This is a genomic window from Bacillus sp. 007/AIA-02/001, from assembly GCF_004634455.1.
Taxonomy (GTDB): Bacteria; Bacillota; Bacilli; order Bacillales; family Bacillaceae_G; genus Bacillus_A; species Bacillus_A cereus.
The window spans coordinates 77,240-101,677 of sequence record NZ_SEIY01000015.1 but is presented as its reverse complement, the minus strand read 5'-3'; the positions used below and the strand labels follow the sequence as shown (position 1 = coordinate 101,677).

The window sequence follows — 24,438 nt, the reverse complement described above, 5'->3', positions numbered from 1 at the left end:
GGTGTGGGTTGTATACTCATACCTTTTTATTATTTCATATTCCACTTTCCGCAAGAAGACCATTTCTTTATGCTAAAATTTAATTGAGTTTGTGTAGAAACAGAAAATGGATTAAATATTAAGGGTTGGAGGAATGACATTGGAAATAGCCAAATTAAATTTGCCCATTGATAGTATGCACTTTTTACTTAAGCATCAAATTAAAGGACATGAATTCGAATGTCTCAATGTAGAATTTTACACCTATTCAAATGGTTTTCTTTTAGATGTAGTGGAATGGACAAAACAAAATGATTTTTCTTTATCAATATTGGATAAAGAATATACAGAAGCGTTTTTAGCGAGTTTAGAGAAGTTTAAACCATACCTTGTTATTGGGAGTAATATAGATTCAGGTAATCTAATTACTATCTACCAGCCCACAGGCGAGATATATGAGCTAGAGCATGAAATTACAGAAAGAGTAGAAAGATATTTTGTTAATTCTTCTATAGAGAAAATGCATTCCTGCTTCAATTGCTTTAAAAAGTATTGGGTTCAGCTAATAGGGCAGGGGCACTACAACGATTATGATCTAATAAAGACTTTTCATGATTTGAAGAACAAATTAGTCGAGCTTGATAATAACATATTAATTAATGATGATAACTACAATAGACACTTTTGGAATTGTTTATATCACAACAAGTTAAACTTCTTTTTAAAGAAATCAAACAAAATATAGATTATTTCTAATGAGGGATACTTACATGAAATAAACTTTATATCAAAGTAAAAACAATTTTTTTTAGAAACAAAAGCAGATAATAGGAAATCTCCTTACTGGTTAAAACTTTCACTAAATAAAAAACAGTAAGGAGTGTTTTCTTAATCCCGCATTGCACCTGCTTCTCGGGAAGTCATTGCTCCTTGTCCTTCCCTTACATCATTTTGAATTTCTTGTTTCACTTTTTGCGCATCAGTTTCTGCAAAATTTGGTTTCATAATAGAACCAGACGTTTCTATATCTTTTTTATCCTGTTGCATACAAACCCTCCTGACTTTAATATTTGCAAATCTTATTATGTACAAAAGGACACATGGTATCCACCGAACAATCGAGCGCGTTTATGGATTAATACAGGCAGAATATGAACAAATTAAAAAGAAGCAGGTACCTCTCCATTTTTAAAAGGTATCTGCTTCTCTTTACATTGACTCTATAATCATTTGTCTTTCATACCACTTGTTTAGTTTTTCATTAACACTTTTTGAAATACGCTTCATTTTGTTATTACAGAATCTTGATAGCGTAGCAGGGGATAGACCTATTTCATCAGCTATTTCACGCATTGTTTTATTTTGATGCATATGCTGATACATAATTTTTTCTCGTATCATATCTTCTGATCCTTCAGGAGTTTGTTTTACAGTCTCTGCAATATAATGGTCCTCCGGATTCTCTTGCATACCTATTGCTTTTTTCTTTACCATACTATCTATATTATTCATCAATTCTTTTGGTGGTAAGATAATGATCCCTAATTTTGAATAGTAATTCTTAAACCAATTACGTTCTCCTATCTTTGTTTCATCCAATTCCTCTGCATACGCCCAATGTGAAATTACATTTTCTTTTTCTAAATCAATTAAAACATTTTCTAGTTGTTCACGAATTCGAGTTGGGCGACCCTTTGTGGTTGTAATACCCATTACAGATAGTAAACCTTTTTCTCCACCAATGGAGTATGGTCTTTTTAAAGTACTGTATTGTTGACGGATTCGCCACTGCCAGGATAAATAACGTATTAAACGTTTATGAAACTTGTGTCTATAGCTATTATACTCTAATGCTTTTTTCGATAATAAAGCAGTTGTGCTATTAGATCCATACAAATAGCCTGATAAAAAACTACCTGGTTTAATCTTACAGGATTCTATCCCCATATATTCATTAGTATTCTTATCTCTCCATAACACTACAGAGTCCAGTACGAATAACCTTTTGATTACTTCACGTTTCACTTCAAATTTTTCCCCAGTTTCAGCTTGATCGTTCAATACTACAACTTCATTATCATCATTCAAATAAATAAAGATGCTTGCTAACGCTGCAATACGTTGTGCTACTTTTATCTTATCTTCTGCACGATAATACTCTACACCGTTTGCTGATGCTTTTGGCATATTACATAATTCCAACACATTTTCATAACTAAAATCTATGAATTCATCTGGAGATTTAGCTTGATTTAACCATTGTATTGTAATGGTATCTAAACAGTCTGCTGTAAGATCATCCATATTACTAATTACTCCATCAACCAATATAGACCATCTTTCTGCTTCGTTTGTATTCACTAATCTCAAATCCTCATCCTTATGTGAAGATAGTTGTGCGACTCCGCTTGAATTTTTTGTTTCTAATGGCAGTACCGGTTTTGCTACTGCTTCATCTTCCTCAAAATGATTTTTTGCTATTCCATCACGTAATTGATAGTACATTGCGTCATTGGTTACAGGATAGTAATCATCCGATATATCTTCTATATGCTCTGTTACCTGACTATCTTCAAAAATTGAAATTTGAGTTGGTTCAACTGCTTCAACTTTTTCTCCAAATTCTTGTTCAATGATCTTATCTAGTACATTTTGAATCTCAATTTTATATTTATTCAGATTGGCATAAATGTTTAACAACGATATTCCTTGCTCTTGTTTCTGACCTAACCAAGAAACAAGTGTCGAAAAGGAAGGGGACATATTAGCTGATGTTACTAATTTATCGTGATTCTCTTGTACTTCTTTATAATATTTATTCCATTTGGCCCATAACTGCTTATTTTCTTCATAAATTGGAGCAGCAAGTAGGAGGGCATCACTAAACAATGCTAACACTTTCTCCATATTTAAATACCTCCTAACAATATTAATTACAAATATAATTTGAATCTTAAAAATGTGAAACGTCATAGCTATATGATGGCTATATAACCTTTAAGTTGAAATATTATCAGAATAATCAGCACATTTGTTGATTTTTACTCGTTCTATTGTGGATCATTTAAATTCTCTTTACTTGTCTTTAATTATATAAAACTGCTTCTATTTGTAAAATCATTACTTTACAATACAATTTCAATTTTTAAAAGTGTTTAATGCTCAAATTCAGTTACTGTTACATTTTTAACATCTATATTTTTGATTCAAAAAGTTGTAAACCCGAGTGGTAAATATGTTGATGTAAGTCCTTGAATATCGTATTCTTCAGTTTTCCATTCCCTAAATCTTCTTCATCAACAATAATAGTTTTTGGGGCGACTCGATTTGTTAGCTTGATAATTATGGGGCTTTCCTCTAAAAGGACCAAAGCAAACAATAAAAGCGCTTGCATAATTAAAAATCCGAGTTATAATACTTGTATACAAGTATACTTGATTAACATGAGGTGAATTTATGGCGAAATCAATGGAATTTCTTTATCCTGAAAAATGGCTTTCAAAAGCCTCTACAGGTGATCGTGTTGCGAGCGAACTGAGAATGCGCATTATTGCAGGGGAGATTGAAAGCGGTACCATCCTGTCGGAAAATAAATTAGCTGCCGATTTTTCTGTAAGTCGGTCACCCGTTCGTGAAGCATTAAAAGTACTAGCTTCTGAAAATATTATTCGCTTAGAAAGAATGGGCGCAGTTGTCATTGGTTTAACCGAGAAAGAAATCGAAGAAATATATGATGTTCGTTTACTTATAGAAAAGTTTATCTTTGAGCGACTTGTAAAGATGGACACAAATGATTTAGTAAGAGAACTAAATAAAATAATGGAAATGATGAAAATCGCCATTAAATATCATGATTCTGATGAGTTTTCTTATCAAGATCTTTTATTCCATGAAACGATTATTCTAACCATTGAGCATTCCTACATCCTGATGATTTGGAATAATTTAAAGCCTGTTATGGAAAGCTTAATCCTTTTATCAATGCGTACTCGTTTCAAGGAAAAGTACGAAGACTTTGAACGGGTTATTAAAAATCATGAGCTTTATATAAAAGCAATCGAATCAAAAGATCGAGCCCTCATGATTGAGGCCTTACATCTAAACTTTGATGATGTTCAAGGGAAAGTTGAAGATTTCTGGATGTCACAACAAATGTTATCTAAAGGAGTAGAGCAAGGACATGAGTAGCTATATGTTAGGTATAGATATCGGTACAACAAGTACGAAAGCAGTTTTATTTACTGAAAAAGGCGAAGTCATCCAAACCGAGAATATTGGTTATCCACTTCGCACACCGGATATATCCACAGCGGAACAAGATCCAGAAGAGATTTTCCAAGCTGTTTTACAAGCAATATCAAATATAACGAAACAGCATTCAGATAAAAAACCATCGTTTATTTCATTTAGCAGTGCTATGCATAGTGTCATTGCTATGGATGAAAATGATCAGCCGCTGACACCTTGTATCACTTGGGCAGATAATCGTAGTGAGGCATGGGCACATAAAATCAAAGATGAACTGAATGGCCATGAAATTTATAGACGAACAGGAACACCTATTCACCCAATGTCACCATTAAGTAAAATTACATGGATTGTGAATGATCATCCGGAAATTGCTATTAGAACGAAAAAATATATTGGAATCAAAGAATATATCTTCAAACAATTCTTTGATCAATATGTTGTTGATCATTCCATCGCCTCGTGCATGGGTATGATGAACTTAAAAACACTAGATTGGGATGAGGAAGCTTTAAAAATTGCTGGTATAACACCAGATCAATTATCTGAACTCGTACCAACCACCCAAATATTTAGCAACTGCAATCCAGATTTAGCCCAAAAGATTGGTATCGATTCACAAACACCGTTTGTCATTGGTGCCAGTGATGGGGTGCTTTCTAATCTAGGTGTGAATGCAATTCGAAAAGGTGAGATCGCTGTCACAATTGGAACCAGTGGTGCTATTCGGACCATCATTGATAAACCACAAACAGATAAAAAAGGAAGAATATTTTGTTATGCCTTAACGGAAAAGCATTGGGTAATTGGTGGACCGGTAAACAATGGAGGGATGGTCCTTCGCTGGATTCGTGATGAACTTGCTTCATCAGAAGTAGAAACTGCGAAAAGACTAGGAATTGATCCATACGATGTATTAACTAAAATAGCTGAACGCGTGAGGCCTGGTGCAGACGGATTATTATTCCATCCATACCTCGCAGGGGAACGTGCACCATTATGGAATCCAGATGTACGTGGCTCCTTCTTCGGTTTAACGATGTCACATAAGAAGGAACATATGATACGTGCAGCTTTAGAAGGCGTTATATATAATTTATACACTGTATTTTTAGCATTAACCGAATGCATGGATGGTCCTGTAACTCGTATTCAAGCAACAGGCGGCTTCGCAAGGTCTGACGTTTGGCGACAGATGATGTCTGATATTTTCGCATCTGAAGTCGTTGTTCCAAAGAGCTACGAAAGCTCTTGTCTAGGTGCATGTATATTAGGTCTCTATGCCACAGGAAAAATTGATTCTTTTGAAATCGTTTCCGAAATGGTTGGGAGTACCTACAAACATACACCGAAAGAAGAAGCAACAAAAGAATACAGACAATTACTGCCGATATTTATTAACCTATCAAGGGCGCTAGAAGATGATTATACACGAATTGCAAATTATCAAAGAAATTTAATAAAGTAAAATTTTCATGAGTAATTCCCCACGCCTCGCTTCTATCTAAATCTTGAGGTGGGGGGAATTACTTCCCGCGAATAGTGGGATAAATACAAATACAGCTAAGATTAGGGGGGAACTACGATGCCATTAGTCATTGTAGCAATTGGGATTTTAGCATTACTTTTACTGATTATGCGCTTTAAATTAAATACCTTTATTTCATTAATCATTGTATCGGTCGGGGTTGCTTTAGCACTTGGAATGCCACCAGAAAAGATTTTTAAAACCATTGAAGCGGGATTAGGCGGAACACTTGGTCATTTAGCACTCGTTTTTGGACTTGGTGCGATGTTAGGTAAGTTGCTTTCAGATTCTGGGGGCGCACAACGCATCGCCATGACACTTGTGAAGAAATTTGGTGAAAAGAACATTCAATGGGCTGTTGTGACTGCCTCATTTATTATCGGGATTGCATTATTTTTTGAAGTAGGATTAGTATTATTAATTCCAATTGTATTTGCGATTTCAAGAGAATTAAAAGTTTCTATCTTATATCTCGGTATTTCGATGGCAGCAGCTTTATCTGTAACACACGGATTTTTACCGCCACACCCAGGACCAACTGCTATCGCTGGTGAATTGCATGCAAACATCGGTGAAGTATTACTTTACGGTTTTATGATAGCGGTTCCAACGGTTGTGTTAGCTGGACCTGTATTTACTAAACTTGCAAAAAAACTAGTACCTGATGCGTTCACAAAAACCGGTAATATCAAATCTTTAGGTGAGCAGAAAGTATTTAAACTTGAAGAAACTCCTGGCTTTGGAATCAGTGTTTTTACCGCTTTACTGCCTGTTCTTTTAATGGCAGTCGCTACAATTATTACTTTGCTGCAAAAAACAATGGGATTCAAAGATAATAGTTTACTAGCAACGATCGAGTTTATTGGGAATGCGGATACTGCCATGTTGATATCCTTACTGGTTGCGATCTATACAATGGGTTTGGCAAGAAATATTCCAATCAAAAACGTGATGGAATCTTGTACAACAGCGATCTCTAATATTGGGATGATGCTTTTAATTATTGGTGGAGGCGGTGCTTTCAAACAAGTATTAATTGATGGCGGCGTTGGTAACTATGTAGCCGAATTATTCAAAGGAACTTCATTATCACCGATCTTGCTCGCATGGATTATCGCTGCCATCTTACGTATTTCATTGGGGTCTGCTACGGTTGCTGCATTAACAACTGTCGGTTTAGTAATTCCGATGTTAGGTCAATCTGATATTAACCTTGCTTTAGTTGTCCTTGCAACAGGGGCTGGTAGTTTAATTGCTTCACACGTGAACGATGCTGGTTTCTGGATGTTCAAAGAGTACTTTGGTTTAAGCATGAAAGAAACATTCGCAACATGGACTTTACTTGAGACTATCGTTTCTGTTGCCGGATTAGGGTTTACTTTATTATTAAGTTTATTTGTATAGATCTTTCTAAACAGTAAAAGGGATACGGAAGCTGTTAAATGTGATTTTTCATAATTAACCGGTTATTTTTCATGATTGATTAATAAGGATGAAAATTTCTCTTTATTTTTTAGCTTGATAGTGATGTACCGTGTCCCTATAACCTTTTGCACGAATACTGGCGGAGCCTATTGAAATGAAAAAGATTGATTATTTGATTAAAGTGTTATTTTAGGTATATATACTATAATACAGAGTAACATACATGGAAAGGAACGATGGAATATGGAAAAGTTACAAATTGGAGTTGTTGGTGTGGGCGTTATGGGAAAAAGCCTCGCACTTAACTTTGAGAGCAAAGGGTATTCTGTTGCCCTATATGATATTTCGAAGGAAAAAGTTGATGAAATTATTGAGGAAAACCGTGGTAAAAACTTAGTTGGTACTCATATAGTTGAAGAGTTTGTTAACTCACTTGAATCACCTAGAAAGATTTTATTAATGGTTAATGCAGGGGAAATTACAGATAAGGCGATTGATTCTCTAGTCCCTCACCTCGATAAAGGTGATATTTTAATTGACGGTGGTAATACATACTTTGTCGATACAATTCGCCGAAACAAACGTCTTGCCGAAGAAGGAATCAATTTCATCGGGGCAGGTGTGTCAGGCGGCGAAGAGGGTGCATTGAAGGGACCATCTATTATGCCAGGCGGACAGAAGGATGCATACGAAAAAGTAAAGGATATGCTTGAAAACATCTCTGCAAAAGTGAATAACGAGCCTTGCTGTTCTTATATCGGACCTAATGGGGCAGGCCACTATGTAAAGATGGTTCACAACGGTATTGAGTATGGAGATATGCAATTAATTTGTGAAGCATATTTCTTCTTGAAACAAACACTTGATTTGACGGCAGAAGAGTTCCATGAAATATTTGCTGAATGGAATAAAGGTGAACTGAACAGTTATCTAATTGAGATTACAGCCGATATCTTTAAGAAGAAAGATGAAGAAACTGGTAAGCCATTAGTGGATGTTATTCTTGATACTGCAGGACAAAAGGGTACAGGGAAATGGACAAGTCAAAGCGCACTTGATTTAGGTATCTCTCTTCCTATTATCACGGAATCTGTATTTGCACGTTGTATATCTGCTTTAAAAGAAGAGCGCGTGAACGCAAGCAAAGTTTTATCTGGCCCTAAAGATAAAACAGCGATTGGAGTTGAAAAAGCTGAATTAATTGAAGCAGTGCGCCAAGCTTTATATATGAGTAAAATTTGTTCTTATGCACAAGGATTCACGCAATTGAAGGCAGCTTCTGAGGAATATGATTGGAACCTTGATTTTGGCAGCATTTCTATGCTTTGGAGAGGCGGATGCATTATCCGTGCTGCCTTTTTACAGAACATTAAAGAGGCTTATGAGACAAACACTGACCTACCGAACCTTTTACTTGATCCATACTTTAAAGAAATTGTAGAGTCATATCAAGGCGGATTACGCCAAATTATCTCAATGGCGGTACAACAGGGCATTCCGATACCTGCATTTTCAGCAGCAATTTCTTATTATGACAGCTATCGTACTGCTAAACTACCTGCAAACTTGTTACAAGCGCAGCGCGATTATTTTGGAGCGCATACGTATAAACGAGTAGATAAAGAAGGTACATTCCATACAAAATGGATATAAAATAAGAAATGGACTAAGATTAAATTCTTAGTCCATTTTTTCATTCCACAATTCGTATGCTATAAGACTCCCACTGATGGAAGTACACTTTAAACGAATGTATGAATCAAAATGCGTTTATTTTTCCCATTTAGATGAAAACCACATAACCTTTAATTTGAAATGTTATCTGAATAATCCTCACAATTGTTGGTTTTCACACGTTTTATTGTGGATCATTTAAATTCCCTTTACTTGTCTTTAATTATATAAAACTGCTTCTTATTTGAAACTGCATAGCCTTATCATGGCTATTACTTCTTACTTGAAACTATATAGCCTTATCATGGCTATAAGCCCTTACTTGAAACTATATAGCCTTATCACGGCTATAAGCTCTTATTTGAAACTGTATAGCCTTATCGCGGCTATTACTTCTTACTTGAAACTATGTAGCCTTATCTTGGCTATTACTTCTTACTTGAAATTGTATAGCTTTATCGTGGCTATAAGCTCTTATTTGAAACTATATAGCCTTATCTTGGCTATTACTTCTTACTTGAAATTGTATAGCTTTATCGTGGCTATAAGCTCTTATTTGAAACTATATAGCCTTATCTTGGCTATTACTTCTTACTTGAAACTACATAGCCTTATCTTGGCTATTACTTCTTACTTGAAACTACATAGCCTTATCGCGGCTATTACTTCTTACTTGAAACTACATAGCCTTATCGCGGCTATTACTTCTTACTTGAAGCTATATAGCTTTATCAGGGCTATTACTTCTTACTTGAAACTGTATAGCTTTATCGTGGCTATTACTTCTTACTTGAAACTGTATAGCTTTATCGTGGCTATTACTTCTTACTTGAAACTGTATAGCTTTATCGTGGCTATTACTTCTTACTTGAAACTGTATAGCTTTATCGTGGCTATTACTTCTTACTTGAAACTGTATAGCTTTATCGTGGCTATTACTTCTTACTTGAAACTGTATAGCTTTATCGTGGCTATAAGCCCTTATTTGAAACTGCATAGCCTTATCGCGGCTATTACTTCTTACTTGAAATTGTATAGCTTTATCGTGGCTATAAGCTCTTATTTGAAACTGCATAGCCTTATCGCGGCTATTACTTCTTACTTTTAATAATTAATAGCTATATGATGGCTACAATTTCGTAATTTATGAAACGTTATAGCTATATGATGGCTACAAATTTGAAAAAATGAAACGAGAATATCTTGAAAATCATTTGACTAAAAATTTTTTTATTCTATGTAAATTAGTAATAAACGTTGATATAAAGCCATTTCATAAAATATGAAAGAAAATACGCAAAAATCATTATAGCTATATGATGGCTACAACTTTCACTTTAAAAATTCCAACAAAGCTATATACACCAACGGTTGCAGTACTTTTTAATAAAATATAATTTGTTTTAAAAACATGAAACGTTATAGCTATATGATGGCAGTAAACATGAAACGAACTGAAACGTTTATAGCGGTATGATGGCTACAACTTTCACTGCAAAAACCCCGACAAAGCTATACACACCAAGGGTTACAGCAGTTTCCAATAAAATATAACTTATTTTAAAAACATGAAACGTTATAGCTATATGATGGCTACAACTTTAAAACGAAATTAGCGTAAAACCCTATAAAATCAATGGTTTAGTAAGATTCACCCCACAACATACTACGTTTCATATTCAAAAAACTTCATAGCCCTATGGTGGCAACAAACTTTTTTTTATGAAACGTCAAACCCCTTGTCCCCCAAGGGATTTGGGCACGTTTCATTTTTTTATTTTTCCTCTTAAAGGGACAGATTTCACCAGTATTCGATTTGATATAATCAAAAATGAAATTCTATATCTAATTGTGGGGAAAACTGCAACTTAACATAAAAGGAGGTGAAAAAGATGGCAAAACCTTTCGTTATAAAGAACAAACGTAGTTTGAATGGTGAAACAACAACACCGGTAATTGTAACAATTAAATCATGGCAAAGATTAGTAGAAGCTTTAGAAGGTAAGTATTACAGTTTTAAAGATACTTATCTAGAAGACATTGTAAAGTCAATGTCTTATGAAGAACGAATTGCAGATGAAGAGGGATTTGTTGAACAAGCAAAGCCATCTTTTTCACTGAAAATGAAAAAGATTGTAGATAAAGTAAGTGGATTTGATAAAAATGAGGGCAGAAAACATAAGCTATATGGTATTACAAATGCTGATTTAGAAGTATTTCTATTTCTTCATAAAAAATGTAATACATATGGTGAGCTTTCGCATGTATCAATCCATATGCTTTGGGAAGATTATAAAAATTATAAAGAAGCATTTGCACATATTCACCACTCACAATTTTATGTAGCTTTGAAGAAGTTAAGTTTCCATAACATCATTACAATCGAAAATGAGTACAGTGGTAAATATAAAATCACCTTAACTGATTTCATGAATAAAGAAACGAATAAAGCAAATGCATATACATTTATTAGCCCGATAGTATTTACCAAAGAATTCTTTGAGTTATCCATTGCAGCTAAGAAACTATTCATGGATGTAGCAATGCAGCAGAAACGCGAAACTACCCTGAAACGTTCTTTATTCAAAGTTGATGAACAAGGAAACTCAACACACTTTGGTGGTATGTATCGTTACTTACATAAGAAATACCCACATCAGATTCGTGCTGTACTTGAGGAATTAGAAACAAAACTTTCTGCTACTGGATCTCCTTTATTTAAAATTTGCAAGTTAGAAAAAGGGAAGCAGAATAAAAAGCAATACACAACACTGCATTTATCTGTACATCCTGATTTCTTATGTGCAAAAGAAGAAGGAGCAGAATACCGTGATCCATTTACACCACGAGATACATATAAGCGTAAAGCTAAATTCATAGAAAACTTGTTAGTTGAAATGAATATTTCTGAATTTGCAAAGGATATGAACCAATTCATTAACGTTTTAAAACACTCCTGTCATCGTCAAATTCGCCAAGTAGTTCGTGGCTTACGGGAAATGATTGATCGACAAGAAGGATATCCGAAAAAGCTTGTTTATACACTAAGTAAATTATTAAAGCAATCTTCTCAATATCGTGTATTAGATACAGCTGCTAAAACTGGTATTTATCCTTTAATTACACACAATGTACCTAAACATGAACAAGAAGAGGCCATTTTTAAATTTGGTACTCATTTTGCTATATACTCTTTACGCAATGTTCAAAAGCTATTCCGTAAAGCGCATGACCTACTTCATGCAAAATATGCTGTACCTGTAACTATAGATGCATATCATCGTAATTACATGCAGTATCAAGAGGAATCACTATTTAGAAAATATGCTTATGAGCAAGGAGTAAATATTAACGCATATACAGCATTAGAAATTGAAATTCGCGAACTATTAAAGTCTAGTGGGTATAAAGGAAATCAAATCCCTAGCGATATTCGTGAACTGTTCATTGAAAAAATTGATAAATTGCCGAAGGAAAAGATTCGTGTAATTGAGGTCCCTGAAGACTTTGAGTTAATTCCGTTTCTACAATCTTTAGAAGCATATTACCGTTCAACAAATGAAATACCACATACGGTTGATCAGCTGCTTCCAGCAATGCAATGATACAGCTCTCTATTTTTGAAAAAAGCAAAAGTGGAGGGCTATTCGTGTTGGAGATAACATGTGAAGAGTATTACTTCAAACAAAACAGAGAGTAAGTTTTCAATTTTAATGATCACGACTCTCTATTTTTTATGCAATTACATACATTGCACGTAAATCAAAATAAGATATTCACAATTTCTGTTTTTTAAAATCTGAATTTTCGATTCTTTTGTGTCATTTTATCTACAAAAAAGCATAAATAATTTTTGTAATTCTGTTGATATCTTAATAATTTTGACCTGATGTGTATAACATAAAGCCTTAAGTACTGTTCTTATCATGTTTTATCTCTAAATCTACTTAAAATCAGAAAAACTTCTGTTAGTTATGTTTAAAAAGTGGATTCTGTTCCTAACTTGACCTATTTGTTAATAAATTGTGTGTAGTTTTTAAGAAATGTGGAAAGCTTGTTCATAAATCAGCAAAATTTGCATTTATTATTTATTCATTTACTCGCATCAAATTAACGATGATTATATGTAGTTTTTATATACCTACTTTACGATATTTTGTAGTTTTTAATCATCATCCAGCTCATTAAGTTCATTCCCAGTATTTACTTTTTATGATTTTTTACGGCTAGAGTAATGATGAACCCTTAGCACAGCAATGTTTTAAGACGATTTTTTCTCTGTATAAAAGTTTTATCTTTTTTCTTTATATATATTAAAGATATATATTATATTAGGTTTTTATATTGTGTAATACTTACTATAGAGAATAGATCCTGTGTAAAACCAATTTCATTTCTTAATGGAATTGGTTTTTTTATGTACTTTAATAAACAGTATATTTAGTTTTAATCATTCTAAAAAATTTTTGATATAAAACACAATTTTTTTTATTTCTCTTAGATTTCCGAAAAAAGTAAATCATACTTAAAGTAGATAGTTGATTAGTGGAAATTACAATGAACTTGGTAATCTCCTAACCATTTAAAAAGAGAGGTAAAGACATGGTAAAAAAGAAATCCCAGGAAAACGCGGAAAAAAAGAAATTTACATTCTTTAAAAAAGCAAAGAATAAAACAACTGAAATATTAGATATGCAACAAGAAAATTCAGAAGCACTTAAAGAAAAGAAGAAACGTAAAACAAGGGAGAAAGTTCCAGCGATAACAGGAAGAAAAGTAGGTAAGGTTACATTTTGGTGTGTGATGGGATTCGTATTTGCAGGAAGCTTCCTTTCATTTACCCAACTTGCCGGTCCTCCTAGAGCAGTAGCTGTTCAGGAAAAGAAGGAGGAGCCCGTAAAAATTAAAATGTCAGAAGCAGAATTAATTGCATATGCGAATAGTTTTGCTGCTAATTATTTTAATTGGAAAGTTGATATGAATGTAGCTGAAGAACGAAAAAAACGATTAGAGAAATTTCTAGTTGAAGGATCCGATGAGCAAGGTGGATTAAATAGAGATACTTTAAAAAACGCTTCTAGTAATTTAGTTAAATCGGAAGCAGTAGAGGTCCGACAAAAAGGAAATAAAGCAGAAGTTACATTGAAAATCATTCAGAAACTAGAACCTGTAAATAATCCTGCTCCTGGAACGACACAAGCTCCAGACACACCAAAAGAACCAAAAGAAGTAACAAGGTACTTCTCAATTCCAATTTTAATGGAGAAAGGGAAGATGGTAGTCCCTAACAATCCTACAATCGTTCATGGAGAGAGAGAAAAGGCACCTTATAAAGTAGCCACTTTCAAATCAGAAGGACGAGAAATTAATACAGATGCAGAAGTAAAAAAAGTAGAACAATTTTTACAATCTGTATTTAAAGTGTATACAGAAGGAACACCAGAAGAAATTGCTTACTACTTTGAAAAAAGTAATATAACAAATGGACTAAAAGGTATTATGACATTTAGCAAATTAGAAAACCTACGAATTTATGAAGATAAGGATAAAGGATACAGAGTCTTAGTTGATGCCAAGTTAAAAGACAATGATAGCAGCTTAGAGTACACATACACATATGATTTAAATCTTGTAAATAAAGATAACAAGTTTTCAATTAGCTCTATGAAGAAATTTGAAAGCACATTAGAGAAAGTGGAGGGTAAATAATTATGGAGCTTTTGGGATTAGATATGGTTGCTCAGCAATTACCTGCTATTACGGATGCCGCGGTTCTAGGAAACATTAATTTTGGGGTAAATATTAAAAACTGGTTAGTAGCTCAGTTAGGTCCAATCTTTTTAGTTTGTGCAATTATCGGTGTAATTGTTCTACTTGTAAAACGACAAATGGCAGGTTTAATTGGTTGGCTGGTACTTTGTGCAATTGTTTCAGTATTTGTATTCTCACCAGACGTATTTAAAGACCTTGGAACAAAATTATATAACTTAGTTTTCAAATGATAACTATTAAAACTCTTCAACTACTCAACACTTACGTCCTTACGGACTGTTTGAAGTGGGAGATTCCTGCGAACACCGATGTAACCACCGGTTATCTTAGCAGGCTCTACCCGTAGTCCCTACGGTGAAAATATAAGTATCTTGTACGTTGACTCACCACACTACCTACTTTAGCTTGGTTTTCGCAACTTCAGCAAGCGTGGGGCGAAAGAACGTTGAAGATTTTGCGGTTGCAACGTTTTTCTGCAACCAACCTCATATCTTCAGTTTTCAAAGAGCAATCTGTACAAGTAATTGATAGCAAACATGTTGGCTTATGCCAACCGACATTCATCTCCCACCTAAAATTGGTGCTTCACATTTTTGAGGAAGGAGTCTTCTGTCGGAAAACGATAAATTTTTAAGGAGTTGGTATAAGTGACTCAGAAACCGACTCGTAAGGAAGTAAGGACTTATAACTCTATTTGGGATATTCCAAATAGTTTATATGGGATAAGGGACATAACACTCCCTTTTCCAGTCCCTTACAGACAACTGGGAATCTTTGTTGGGACACTTTTAGTAATTATATTTTTAAATCAGTTTTTACCCTTAGGAGAGAATGTCTTTTTCAAATATTTGATATTACCTGGTGGTATAGCGTACTTCTTTGGAAATGTAGAATTAGATGGAAAAAGCCCACACAAATTTATGTATCGATTCTTTGTATTCACATTTGAAAGAAAAAAGTTGAGTCGTTATAAAGGTACAACTAGTAATATTGGAAGCTATCAATATAAGACAGTAGTTCGATTTAAGGATGATTCAATTAAGAAGAAATAATTAATTAATCTATACAGAAGAATTAGTTTATTCTCATATTCTTCTCTAAGGAGGCACAAATGAATCAGGTTGAATTTCCAGTCAAATATTTTCATGATAATTTGATTTTTAACCAAGATGGTTCTTGCTGGGCGTATTATGAGGCATACGGGATTCCTTACGAATTTAAAGGAGACGATGATAAAAATACGTTGTTTATGCGACAACTCGGTTTATTTTGGAATTATGAAGAAGAAAAACATCTATTAATGATTCCTGTTTATCAGAATTTCAAAGAAAAAGCCGATGAGTTTAAAGAAACAGTAAGCGGTGAACTAAAAGAGCTTGCAATTGATCATACTGATGACGTTGTCCATGAGTTAGAAAGAAAGTTTGGTAAAAACGCTGTAGAATATCGTTATTTTATAGGTGTGAAATTAAAAGTAAGACACATACAAGAAGGACTTAAGGAAATGCTTTACACAGCATTCCATACCTTTAAAAACACTGCAGAACAGTTTGGATTACTTGGTGACACCAAAATACTAAAAACTGATTTGGAGATGTTTAAAAGGGAAGCTAGCGCCTTTAGAAACAAAATAAGAAAACATTTAGCCGTAAGAAGTTTAGAAACAAATGAAACACAATGGATTGTATTACGCAACTTCTATCGTACATTGGAAGCACCTGTTACAGCAGGATGGACGCCACCAGTAGTTGATGATGATTCTGCTATCTTTCCGAATCAAGAGAGTTTATTACGCTTAACAGAATCCGAAATAGACGTTAAAGGAAGACATATAGAAATGTCTCAAATCGGTTCTGATGGATTAGAGTATCCAGCATATATGAGTTTCTTATCTGCATCGAAGATTCCATACACAATGGAATTTCCAGACCAAGAGTGGATGTATACGATCCAAAATATAGATTTTCCAATCGAACTAAGTGTTCGTACAGAAAATATTAACCATCGTAAAGCTCTATCTAAACTTAATAAAAAGAAAAAAGATTTAGAAGATCAAGAAGCACATGCAAGGGAAAATGCACAAACTGTTGGGTTAAACGTGTATGAAGGTGTTCAAGAAGCTACTGAATTACAAGCCCTTATACAAAAGACACGTATGCCACTAGTTAAGACATCAGTATCTTTCTGTATATGTGATGAAGATTTAGATACAATGCGCCGAAATACCAATTCACTTATTTCTATTTATAGAGAGATGATGGTTGAGCTAGTTAGACCATATGGGGATCAGTTCCTGCTGTTTAATGAATTTATCCCTGGTGCTAGAAGATATGTAAATGATTATATACATTTTATGGAGCCCGGAGTTCTGGCAGCCGGTATGTTTGGTGCCACACAAGATTTAGGTGATAATATCGGATTTTATATAGGTACAACTGGTATTTTAAACAAAGCAGTTTATATGACACCTTCTCTCGCAGCGACAAATACCGTTGCAAATCAAAAAACGAGTGCACTTTCAGTTGCAGTAACAGGAAGTACTGGTTCTGGTAAATCATTTGGAACAAACTTAATTGTTTACCTAGCGGTACTGGGAGGAGCTCAAACACTGATAGTCGATCCAAAAGGTGAGAGGGGGAACTGGACAGAAGATTTACACGGCTTAGAAGGTAAGGTAAATGTAATTACACTAGGGACTGATAGACGAGATGAAGGGAAACTAGACCCATTTATCATTTATAAACATAGCCGAAAAGATGCAATTGAGTTAGCGATGACAATTCTTACTTTCATTACAGGTATTAAACCAGATAACTCGGAGAAATTCCCGCGCTTAGCTTCAGCCGTAGAATTCGTAGCAGGAATGGAAGAGCCGTGCTTAACAGCTGTATCTCAATACCTTGAAGATAGTGAGGATAAAGTGGATCAACAATTAGCTGCTCATATTCAAGCATTTGAGAATTTATCATTTGCACACTTAATCTTTGGTGATGGAACAAATAGAGATATTGAACTTGATACAGCAGTGAATATCATACAAATTCAGCATCTTGATATGCCGGATATTCAAAAAGATCCGAAAGATTATACCTTACAAGAAAATTTATCAGTTAGTATGCTGGACTATGTTTATGCTAAATGCATCGAACATAATGGAAAACACGATCTTGAATTTGATACATCAGATGAACGCTTTTGGGATAATAAAGAATACGGTTATATAGCCAAAGGAGATGTGTTTGAGATAGTTTCCTATGAAGAATCAGACGAGGTAATTTCACATCGTAAACTTGATGTAGAAGAAGCTATGAAGGTTGAAGGGCTTATTGACTAATAACCCCCTAATAAAGTAAGGAAAAGGCACCTTAGGGTGTCTTTTTTTCATTTCGACATGATACGACAAAATAGTTATGATTATATTTGTTATGATAGTTCAGGTGAATCTTACATTTTAAACGCTGGGGGATACATACTATGAACAAAAAACTATTAACAACACTTACTTGTTTAGCTTTATTCATGGGATTAGCAGCATGTTCATCTAACGAGACAGCAAGTACTTCCAAAGAATCTAAAGCTGAGCAAGAAGCACAAAAGGAAGCTGAGAAAGCGAAGAAAGCTGAACAAGAGACGGCTGAGAAGCAACGCAAACAGCAAGAAGAGGCTACAAAAAAGGAACAACCAACAACTACTTCTGGTAACACTATTAAAGGCTTAAAAGACGAACTATCCATTGGTATGCCATTTAAAGATTATCTTGCTAAAAAGAAATCATTAAATGTAGAGAATCCCTTCAGTATTTCACTCGGAAAAGGTAATGTAGGTAGTGTTCTTCAAGCTCAAGATGGAGTATTAGTTGTATGTATTGATGGAGAAAAGATATTCGATTTAAAAACATTTAAAAATGTTGAAGAAGCTAAAGAATACGAAAAGAGCTTAAAAGTAAAATAATAGATTCAATTCATATTTCTCAATCACCAATATAACTTAATATGGTAAAATGTTATTTGGATGAAAGTCCAAATACATATTATTAAAATTAAAGTGGTTCAAGTCGGAGGAAGGCATCTTAGGGTGTCTTTTTTTCTACCTATAAATGATTAATTGTTATATAATAATATTATTGTATTTTAGGAGGAACATAAATGAATAAAAAACTAATCATTGGAATTATCGCTGTACTAGTAGCTATCATTGCTTCCGTAGCTATTTTTAAAGATTCCAAATCAGAAGATATGAAACCTAAGTATTCACAAAAAGATATGGATAAACTTATCGATCAACACTTTAATGAACAGCAAGAATTAAAAACACAAATCAAAGAGTTGAAATCTAAAGTAGACACCTATGAAAAAGAGCAAACTAGGTCACTTCAAAAAACTACACAGCCGAGTCAAGAAACACCTAAACCGCAAGAACAAGAACAGCCTAAAAAAGAAGACGTAAAGCCGGAGTCTCAACCGGAAAAGAAAGAAGTACCTAAACCAGAACAAACTACTGGAACATTAGCGAACCCAGTAAAGAACATCGACAAAACAGAAGCTATGAATAAGGTTAAAGAAAAAGCTAAGAAAGACTTCCCAGATGATTATTCTACTCAAAATTATGTTGCAAATAAACAATCCAAAGCATTTGACTATTTAAATAACATTGAAATTAAATCGCAAGAAGAATTAAATATTATAAATAAGGCACTACGTGATTTTCCTACTGATTTTTCAACAGCAAAATATGTATATGAAAAACAAATGAAAGCTAAAGGTGAGCAAGAGGCCCAGTAATAATTTAATAAAATAGATAATAAATATGGTAAAATAATATTTGGATGGGAGTCCAATACATATTATTAAAATTAAAGTGGTTCAAGTCGGAAGGCACCTTAGGGTGTCTTTTTTTATTACCATTCGACATAATATGACAATATACAGATTGACAGTTTGTTATGATAGTCTAGGAAATCTTACATTTTATACATCGGAGGATATATATTTTGAAAAATAAACTATTACTCGCACTAACAAGTTGCATTTTAATTATGGGATTGACAGCATGCTCATCTAACGAAACAGCAAGTAATTCTAATGACTCTAAAACTGAAGAAAAAGCACAAAAAGAAACAGAGAAAGCCCAGAAGTTGGAAGAAAAAACGAAGCAAGAAGAACAGCAACGTCAAGAAGCAGAAGTTCAAAAACAGGCAGAAGAGAAAGCAAAACAAGAAGCCGAAGCTCAAAGACAGGCGGAAGAGAAAGTACAGCAAGAACAAGCAAAAAGAGAAGAACAACAACGTCAAGAGCAGGAACAGGAACAAGCCCGTAAACAACAAGAAGCACAAGCGCAAAAGCAACGTGAAGTGAAGCAACAAAAGAAAGAAGAACCTGAACTTTGCGGTTCACCAGAAGTTGGAATAACATGTGAACATGTTCAAAAAGAATGGGAAAATGAGCAAAAGATTGAAAAAGAACTCAAAGAAAAAGAAGAACGTCAGGAACGAGAAGATTTGGAGTATGCAAAAAGGAAAGCACAATCATTTGAGGATAAAGAACGAGAAAAAATGAGTTGTGATGACGCAAAAAATGTTCTTGAACAATTAAAAAATGCCGAACAGAATCCGGCCACAAAAGAAAGTATTGTAAAGTACCAAGAAAAAGTTAATATGTGTAGCAAGTAATAAAATAATATTTGGATGGAAGTCCAATACATATTATTAAAATTAAAGTGGTTCAAGTCGGAAGGCACCTTTGGTTTTCTTTTTTTATAAAAAAGGACTCATAAAACGCCTTGAATTATTTAATTTAAATATTTATATTATATTAATACATTATAACTAAATATATTAATATAAAACACTAAAAATTTGTTATAATTAGTAAATAATTCTATTAATTAGATAGAGAGGATACAATATTATGGGTTATAAATTTCGTAGAATTATCCAGTTTTCCCCGGGTGTGAAAATTAACTTTACATACACAGGTATGGGAGGGAACTCTATTTCACCTGAATCAAGAACAACAACTTATGTACCTGGAACTGGAATCTCGTATACACCACGAATAGCTGAGTCAAACAACTATTATATACAACGAGGGTATCAAGGACCAAACACTTCCTATCCCACTATGGATGAACAAGATTACAATACGGTAAATGCATTTGAGCCAATAAAAGAAACCCAAACTTACCTTGTTACTGCTTTTCGTAAAAAGGATAATCAAGTAAACTCCGTAGGTAGAAAACTAATGAAACCACTTTCCATAATTACAGGCTTGTTTGCGGGCCTATTCTTAATTATGATGCTTATTATACCTGCTCTAATTATGGCATTCTTTTCTTTCCTATGCTATAAAAATATAAAAACACCATTTGCAGTTGTATGCCCAGAATGTGATGCTGAAAATCTATTCATTTTTGAAGAAGAGAAGATTGCTTGTCGTAAATGTGAGAGTACTCTTATAATCCAAAAATAAATGGTTCTCAAATTAACGTCTCTTTATTAGTCAAAACAATATAAATCTAATTATAAATATAAATAGATAAAAAAGAGGGATAAGTGAATATCATTATTAACTTTGAAGCGTTTAATCCAACTATAAACGACTTAGCTATCAAACTTGCTATGGTACTATTTATACCGTTATTCTTAGCATTGATTGTCAAAGTGATACTTATGAAATTTATGAAAGAATCAATTGCTGGCAGATTAGCAAGTCTATCTTTGTTATTCTTTATGTACTATGTATTTAAATTTATTACAGCGTAAAAGGCACCTTTGGTTGTCTTTTTTCTGCATTAAAAATGCCTACCTATTTCCCTAGGTAGGCATTTTGTGACTTTGTATTTGCAAACGATGATATTATGACAAAACTCCTTAATCCCCAAACTCTCTGATCGTTCTTCTGCAATACGCTTAAAATGGTTCTATGTATACTAGTCTAAAGTACGAGCAGCTGCATAGAACGATCCAGAACCACCATTTCTGTGAGTAACTTTAAGCTTATATTTACCTTTTGGAAGAGTATTGTACGTATTTGTAAAACCCTTTCCTGCTGCTAACGATCCAGAACCAATAACATTACCTTTTGAGTCTTTTAAAGACCAGTCAAGTGTACCTTTAGTATTGTTTGTCATATGAACTCTCATATCTGCTTTTTTTACATGCTCAAACGATACTTCTCTTTCACCATTTATCAGACTGAAATCATCTTTAAGTATTTGGGTACGTTGGATAATTGGTGCTGAATTTTTAGTATTATCTACACCTTCTGTACTTGCTGATGCTGCTCCAATCCCTCCAGTTAATGCGATACCAGTTGCTAATGTTCCTACTACTAATTTCTTAAACATAATAAATCCTCCTTAAATGTATCACTTTTTAAACTTTTGTAAATATTTTGAATTTGTGGAAATATTTATTTAAATATTTATTAATATTGGTAATACACTTTATCAAATGGAAAATAGAGGGGTTTGTGATGATATGTAATAATGCATGTTCATTCGGCAAAAGAATATGATAAACTCTAACCACCTGTTCTATTTTTTCAGTTATCTTGGAAACCTTACTTCTTATTTACCCAAATGGGAGGCGCTTTATGGCGTCTTTTTTTTATTTTTAAGAGGACCTGCTCAATTCATTCCTAAATACATAAGGTAATGTGAACCCATTAAATCACATGGAATGAACCCTATTTTTACCTTCTGATCTAAAGGAGGCACCATTGTTATGGGATATGGTGGTAGTTGCGGCGAAGGCTGCGGTTTCGCTGGAGGATTTGCTTTATTAGTTGTATTGTTTATTTTATTAATCATTATCGGATGCAGTTGTTTCTGCTAAAAACTATTGGAAAAGGCACCCTTATATGGGCGCCTTTTTGTAAATTAAAAACTTACCTATTTCCGTAGGCGGTCTAAATGTGATTTTGCACAATTGAGTTATAGCAAAATCATTTATATTGAAAGTAATTAAAATTAACTTAGTAATCCTAATACCCTAATAATCTCAATTGTTTTATTATCTTTTATTTTAAAATGTAGTCTTTTCCCTATGCGTTCACTAATTACAATATTTTCAGAGGCTAATTTACGTAAATGTTGTAGAATCAAATCTTCTGTAATTTTTGTTTGTTTACTTAAATCAGAAACTGACAACGATCCATATGTAATCAATTTACAAACAATTGATAATCGAGTAGAATTCCCTAATAACCCTAAAACTTTTATACTTTCGGTATAGAAACTAAAATCCATATGAAAAGCATGTAACAGATCTTCCAACCTCCTAAAATAAGATGAATATCAACCAAAATATCTTAACATAAAAATAGTAAAAAACACCCTAAAATATACCAATTGTTCATTGAGAAAAATGATACTTGAAAGGAAGTCCAATACATATTATTAAAATTAAAGTGGTTCGAGTCGAAGGGAGGCACCTTAGGGTGTCTTTTTTAGTATAATACTTCTAAACAAATAGAAAAGCCTCATTAGTAGAGGCTTTTCATGATATATTCTATTATTTTCTTCCCTCATATAAAGCGACATATTTTCCACAAGATAATTTTTTCCAACCTTTAAAATAAAAAGTAATCCCATCTTCCTTGTATACATTATTAAACTTGTCACCAGGTTGAACAAGATATTTAGTATATACACCATTATTATAAGATACATGCGAGCTATAACATTCGTCATATGGAATATATACGTTTGCTGATGCTGCACCAATTCCTCCTGTCAATACAATACCTGCTGCTAATGCTCCAACTACTAATTTCTTGAACATAATAAATCCCCCTTTAATAGTTCTTTATAACTTGCACCTTAAATATATCACTTTTTTCATTTTTGTAAATATTTTGAATTTGTAGAAATATTTATTTAAATTTTGTCAATATTGGTAATATACTTTATCAAATGGAAAATAGAGGGATTTGCGATGATATGTAATAATGCATGTTCATTCAGCAAAAAATCGTGATAAGATCTAAGCACCTGTTCTATTTTTTCAGTTATCTTAGAAACCTTACTTCTTATTTACCCAAATGGGAGGCGCTTTATAGCGTCTTTTTTTATTTTCAAAAGAACCTGCTCATTTAATCCATAAAAACATAAAGTAATTTGAATCCATTAAAATACATGAGTGACTCCTTATTTTTCTCCTACTATTTAAAGGAGGAATTATTATGGGCTTTGGTGGTAGTTGTTGTGGTGGTTGTGGCTTTGCAGGAGGATTTGCTTTATTAGTGGTATTATTTATTTTATTAATTATTGTTGGAGCTTCTTGCTTCTGCTAAAAAACTATCGGAAAAGGCACTCTTATATGGGTGTCTTTTCTTTATGCATAAAAAAGCCTCATCTTCCTATAGAAAAGATAAGGCCTTTATATACTATTTATTATAAACACATTTTGCTTCTCCAAAAAGACCACCAGTGTCCCATTCGCCACCATAATGAGCACAATTCAAAGGTGTACGATTGTTTCGCATACTAGGATTTGAAGGTGGTTTATAGCCATTATTTACAATACTACCAACAATAAATATTCCTCCAATTACAAATACCATAGTAACAATTGATAGTGTTTCCCATTAGGACCAGTGACAATGTCGTTTACAACTTCTTTTGCTTCTTGCTAAGGTTCACCTTTTGAAAATAATGAAAGAATAATAGGGATTATAAATATGAAAAATAGCAAGATTATAAATTTCAGAAAATATTTCTAAAAAGCTTAGTTTCTTAGCTAAAAGTAACAATAATTCAAGTAGAAGTATTATTTTTGAACTTTATAAATATTGAACAAGAGAGAGGAGATA

23 protein-coding genes and 1 pseudogene are annotated in these 24,438 nt (G+C 33.5%); 17 read left to right on the top strand and 7 right to left on the bottom strand.

The window, feature by feature from the left end:
* The first annotated feature begins 133 nt into the window (after nt 1–133).
* Complete coding sequence (locus tag ES895_RS23260; protein WP_098620202.1) at nt 134–724, top strand: SUKH-4 family immunity protein; 591 nt, start codon at nt 134–136, stop codon at nt 722–724.
* A 143-nt stretch (nt 725–867) separates the two neighbouring features.
* Here ES895_RS23260 and ES895_RS29460 read toward each other — a convergent pair whose 3' ends face one another.
* Nucleotides 868–1,026 carry a hypothetical protein gene (locus ES895_RS29460; RefSeq protein ID WP_001183576.1) on the bottom strand — a complete coding sequence of 53 codons (159 nt, stop codon included), beginning with the start codon at nt 1,024–1,026 and terminating at the stop codon, nt 868–870.
* A 162-nt stretch (nt 1,027–1,188) separates the two neighbouring features.
* Nucleotides 1,189–2,886 carry a helix-turn-helix domain-containing protein gene (locus ES895_RS23255; protein WP_000416748.1) on the bottom strand — a complete coding sequence of 566 codons (1,698 nt, stop codon included), beginning with the start codon at nt 2,884–2,886 and terminating at the stop codon, nt 1,189–1,191.
* A gap of 549 nt (nt 2,887–3,435) precedes the next feature.
* Between ES895_RS23255 and gntR the strand changes: the two genes are divergently transcribed.
* The 4 genes from gntR to gndA all read left to right on the top strand — a co-directional run bounded on the left by gntR (nt 3,436) and on the right by gndA (nt 8,833).
* Nucleotides 3,436–4,167: a gluconate operon transcriptional repressor GntR gene (gntR, locus tag ES895_RS23245; protein WP_001130025.1), complete on the top strand. Its 732-nt coding sequence runs from the start codon at nt 3,436–3,438 to the stop codon at nt 4,165–4,167.
* The gene (gene gntK, locus ES895_RS23240; protein ID WP_069603956.1) at nt 4,160–5,695 is read left to right on the top strand and encodes a gluconokinase; all 1,536 of its coding nucleotides are present in this window, start codon (nt 4,160–4,162) and stop codon (nt 5,693–5,695) included. The genes gntR and gntK overlap by 8 nt, the downstream gene beginning before the upstream one ends.
* 117 nt (nt 5,696–5,812) lie before the next feature.
* Entirely contained in the window at nt 5,813–7,159 is a 1,347-nt protein-coding gene (gene gntP / locus ES895_RS23235) for a gluconate permease GntP (protein ID WP_135238685.1), read from the top strand.
* Between the two features lie 264 nt (nt 7,160–7,423).
* Nucleotides 7,424–8,833 carry an NADP-dependent phosphogluconate dehydrogenase gene (gene gndA, locus ES895_RS23230; RefSeq protein ID WP_000413550.1) on the top strand — a complete coding sequence of 470 codons (1,410 nt, stop codon included), beginning with the start codon at nt 7,424–7,426 and terminating at the stop codon, nt 8,831–8,833.
* Between the two features lie 739 nt (nt 8,834–9,572).
* Here gndA and ES895_RS29455 read toward each other — a convergent pair.
* Nucleotides 9,573–9,929, bottom strand: a complete 357-nt coding sequence (locus ES895_RS29455) for a hypothetical protein (RefSeq protein WP_167754533.1) — start codon at nt 9,927–9,929, stop codon at nt 9,573–9,575.
* Nucleotides 9,930–10,746: 817 nt separating this feature from the next.
* Here ES895_RS29455 and ES895_RS23220 point away from each other — a divergent pair.
* The 10 genes from ES895_RS23220 to ES895_RS23165 all read left to right on the top strand — a co-directional run bounded on the left by ES895_RS23220 (nt 10,747) and on the right by ES895_RS23165 (nt 21,386).
* Nucleotides 10,747–12,459 (top strand): hypothetical protein, encoded by a 1,713-nt coding sequence (locus tag ES895_RS23220; protein WP_097863201.1) that lies wholly within the window; start codon nt 10,747–10,749, stop codon nt 12,457–12,459.
* A gap of 997 nt (nt 12,460–13,456) precedes the next feature.
* Nucleotides 13,457–14,563 carry a conjugal transfer protein gene (locus tag ES895_RS23210; RefSeq protein ID WP_135238683.1) on the top strand — a complete coding sequence of 369 codons (1,107 nt, stop codon included), beginning with the start codon at nt 13,457–13,459 and terminating at the stop codon, nt 14,561–14,563.
* A 2-nt stretch (nt 14,564–14,565) separates the two neighbouring features.
* Nucleotides 14,566–14,856, top strand: coding sequence for a hypothetical protein (locus ES895_RS23205; RefSeq protein WP_000421395.1), 291 nt, complete (start codon nt 14,566–14,568; stop codon nt 14,854–14,856).
* Nucleotides 14,857–15,273: 417 nt separating this feature from the next.
* Entirely contained in the window at nt 15,274–15,678 is a 405-nt protein-coding gene (locus ES895_RS23200; RefSeq protein WP_135238682.1) for a TcpE family conjugal transfer membrane protein, read from the top strand.
* Between the two features lie 59 nt (nt 15,679–15,737).
* On the top strand, nt 15,738–17,960 hold the full coding sequence (locus ES895_RS23195; RefSeq protein ID WP_277680609.1) for an ATP-binding protein: 2,223 nt from the start codon (nt 15,738–15,740) through the stop codon (nt 17,958–17,960).
* Nucleotides 17,961–18,100: 140 nt separating this feature from the next.
* Nucleotides 18,101–18,577, top strand: coding sequence for a hypothetical protein (locus ES895_RS23190; RefSeq protein WP_097863203.1), 477 nt, complete (start codon nt 18,101–18,103; stop codon nt 18,575–18,577).
* A 194-nt stretch (nt 18,578–18,771) separates the two neighbouring features.
* A complete protein-coding gene (locus ES895_RS23185; RefSeq protein WP_135238681.1) occupies nt 18,772–19,407 on the top strand; it encodes a hypothetical protein in 636 nt (211 codons plus the stop codon).
* Between the two features lie 209 nt (nt 19,408–19,616).
* Nucleotides 19,617–20,294 (top strand): hypothetical protein, encoded by a 678-nt coding sequence (locus ES895_RS23175; RefSeq protein WP_097863204.1) that lies wholly within the window; start codon nt 19,617–19,619, stop codon nt 20,292–20,294.
* Between the two features lie 238 nt (nt 20,295–20,532).
* Entirely contained in the window at nt 20,533–21,093 is a 561-nt protein-coding gene (locus ES895_RS23170; RefSeq protein WP_000540754.1) for a DUF4236 domain-containing protein, read from the top strand.
* A gap of 83 nt (nt 21,094–21,176) precedes the next feature.
* Nucleotides 21,177–21,386: a hypothetical protein gene (locus ES895_RS23165; RefSeq protein WP_001021325.1), complete on the top strand. Its 210-nt coding sequence runs from the start codon at nt 21,177–21,179 to the stop codon at nt 21,384–21,386.
* A 167-nt stretch (nt 21,387–21,553) separates the two neighbouring features.
* Here ES895_RS23165 and ES895_RS23160 read toward each other — a convergent pair whose 3' ends face one another.
* Complete coding sequence (locus ES895_RS23160) at nt 21,554–21,970, bottom strand: hypothetical protein (protein ID WP_000473846.1); 417 nt, start codon at nt 21,968–21,970, stop codon at nt 21,554–21,556.
* A gap of 379 nt (nt 21,971–22,349) precedes the next feature.
* On the opposite strand from ES895_RS23160, the gene ES895_RS23155 reads away from it, so the two are divergent.
* Complete coding sequence (locus tag ES895_RS23155; RefSeq protein WP_000540371.1) at nt 22,350–22,460, top strand: YjcZ family sporulation protein; 111 nt, start codon at nt 22,350–22,352, stop codon at nt 22,458–22,460.
* Between the two features lie 134 nt (nt 22,461–22,594).
* Here ES895_RS23155 and ES895_RS23150 read toward each other — a convergent pair whose 3' ends face one another.
* Nucleotides 22,595–22,873, bottom strand: a complete 279-nt coding sequence (locus tag ES895_RS23150; RefSeq protein ID WP_000347622.1) for an ArsR/SmtB family transcription factor — start codon at nt 22,871–22,873, stop codon at nt 22,595–22,597.
* 265 nt (nt 22,874–23,138) lie between these two features.
* Nucleotides 23,139–23,408: an LCI fold-containing protein gene (locus ES895_RS23145; protein ID WP_000473809.1), complete on the bottom strand. Its 270-nt coding sequence runs from the start codon at nt 23,406–23,408 to the stop codon at nt 23,139–23,141.
* Between the two features lie 400 nt (nt 23,409–23,808).
* On the opposite strand from ES895_RS23145, the gene ES895_RS23140 reads away from it, so the two are divergent.
* Entirely contained in the window at nt 23,809–23,919 is a 111-nt protein-coding gene (locus tag ES895_RS23140; protein WP_097863205.1) for a YjcZ family sporulation protein, read from the top strand.
* A 93-nt stretch (nt 23,920–24,012) separates the two neighbouring features.
* Here the strand turns inward: ES895_RS23140 and ES895_RS29885 are convergent.
* Nucleotides 24,013–24,335: pseudogene (locus tag ES895_RS29885) on the bottom strand (hypothetical protein).
* Between the last annotated feature and the right edge of the window lie 103 nt (nt 24,336–24,438).

Bases quoted from the DNA above. Each gene is read 5' to 3' on its own strand.
- ES895_RS23260 (WP_098620202.1), top strand. From the start codon at position 134: ATGACATTGGAAATAGCCAAATTAAATTTGCCCATTGATAGTATGCAC.
- ES895_RS29460 (WP_001183576.1), bottom strand. From the start codon at position 1,026: ATGCAACAGGATAAAAAAGATATAGAAACGTCTGGTTCTATTATGAAA.
- ES895_RS23255 (WP_000416748.1), bottom strand. From the start codon at position 2,886: ATGGAGAAAGTGTTAGCATTGTTTAGTGATGCCCTCCTACTTGCTGCT.
- gntR (WP_001130025.1), top strand. From the start codon at position 3,436: ATGGCGAAATCAATGGAATTTCTTTATCCTGAAAAATGGCTTTCAAAA.
- gntK (WP_069603956.1), top strand. From the start codon at position 4,160: ATGAGTAGCTATATGTTAGGTATAGATATCGGTACAACAAGTACGAAA.
- gntP (WP_135238685.1), top strand. From the start codon at position 5,813: ATGCCATTAGTCATTGTAGCAATTGGGATTTTAGCATTACTTTTACTG.
- gndA (WP_000413550.1), top strand. From the start codon at position 7,424: ATGGAAAAGTTACAAATTGGAGTTGTTGGTGTGGGCGTTATGGGAAAA.
- ES895_RS29455 (WP_167754533.1), bottom strand. From the start codon at position 9,929: ATGCAGTTTCAAATAAGAGCTTATAGCCACGATAAAGCTATACAATTT.
- ES895_RS23220 (WP_097863201.1), top strand. From the start codon at position 10,747: ATGGCAAAACCTTTCGTTATAAAGAACAAACGTAGTTTGAATGGTGAA.
- ES895_RS23210 (WP_135238683.1), top strand. From the start codon at position 13,457: ATGGTAAAAAAGAAATCCCAGGAAAACGCGGAAAAAAAGAAATTTACA.
- ES895_RS23205 (WP_000421395.1), top strand. From the start codon at position 14,566: ATGGAGCTTTTGGGATTAGATATGGTTGCTCAGCAATTACCTGCTATT.
- ES895_RS23195 (WP_277680609.1), top strand. From the start codon at position 15,738: ATGAATCAGGTTGAATTTCCAGTCAAATATTTTCATGATAATTTGATT.
- ES895_RS23190 (WP_097863203.1), top strand. From the start codon at position 18,101: ATGAACAAAAAACTATTAACAACACTTACTTGTTTAGCTTTATTCATG.
- ES895_RS23185 (WP_135238681.1), top strand. From the start codon at position 18,772: ATGAATAAAAAACTAATCATTGGAATTATCGCTGTACTAGTAGCTATC.
- ES895_RS23170 (WP_000540754.1), top strand. From the start codon at position 20,533: ATGGGTTATAAATTTCGTAGAATTATCCAGTTTTCCCCGGGTGTGAAA.
- ES895_RS23160 (WP_000473846.1), bottom strand. From the start codon at position 21,970: ATGTTTAAGAAATTAGTAGTAGGAACATTAGCAACTGGTATCGCATTA.
- ES895_RS23155 (WP_000540371.1), top strand. From the start codon at position 22,350: ATGGGATATGGTGGTAGTTGCGGCGAAGGCTGCGGTTTCGCTGGAGGA.
- ES895_RS23150 (WP_000347622.1), bottom strand. From the start codon at position 22,873: ATGGATTTTAGTTTCTATACCGAAAGTATAAAAGTTTTAGGGTTATTA.
- ES895_RS23145 (WP_000473809.1), bottom strand. From the start codon at position 23,408: ATGTTCAAGAAATTAGTAGTTGGAGCATTAGCAGCAGGTATTGTATTG.
- ES895_RS23140 (WP_097863205.1), top strand. From the start codon at position 23,809: ATGGGCTTTGGTGGTAGTTGTTGTGGTGGTTGTGGCTTTGCAGGAGGA.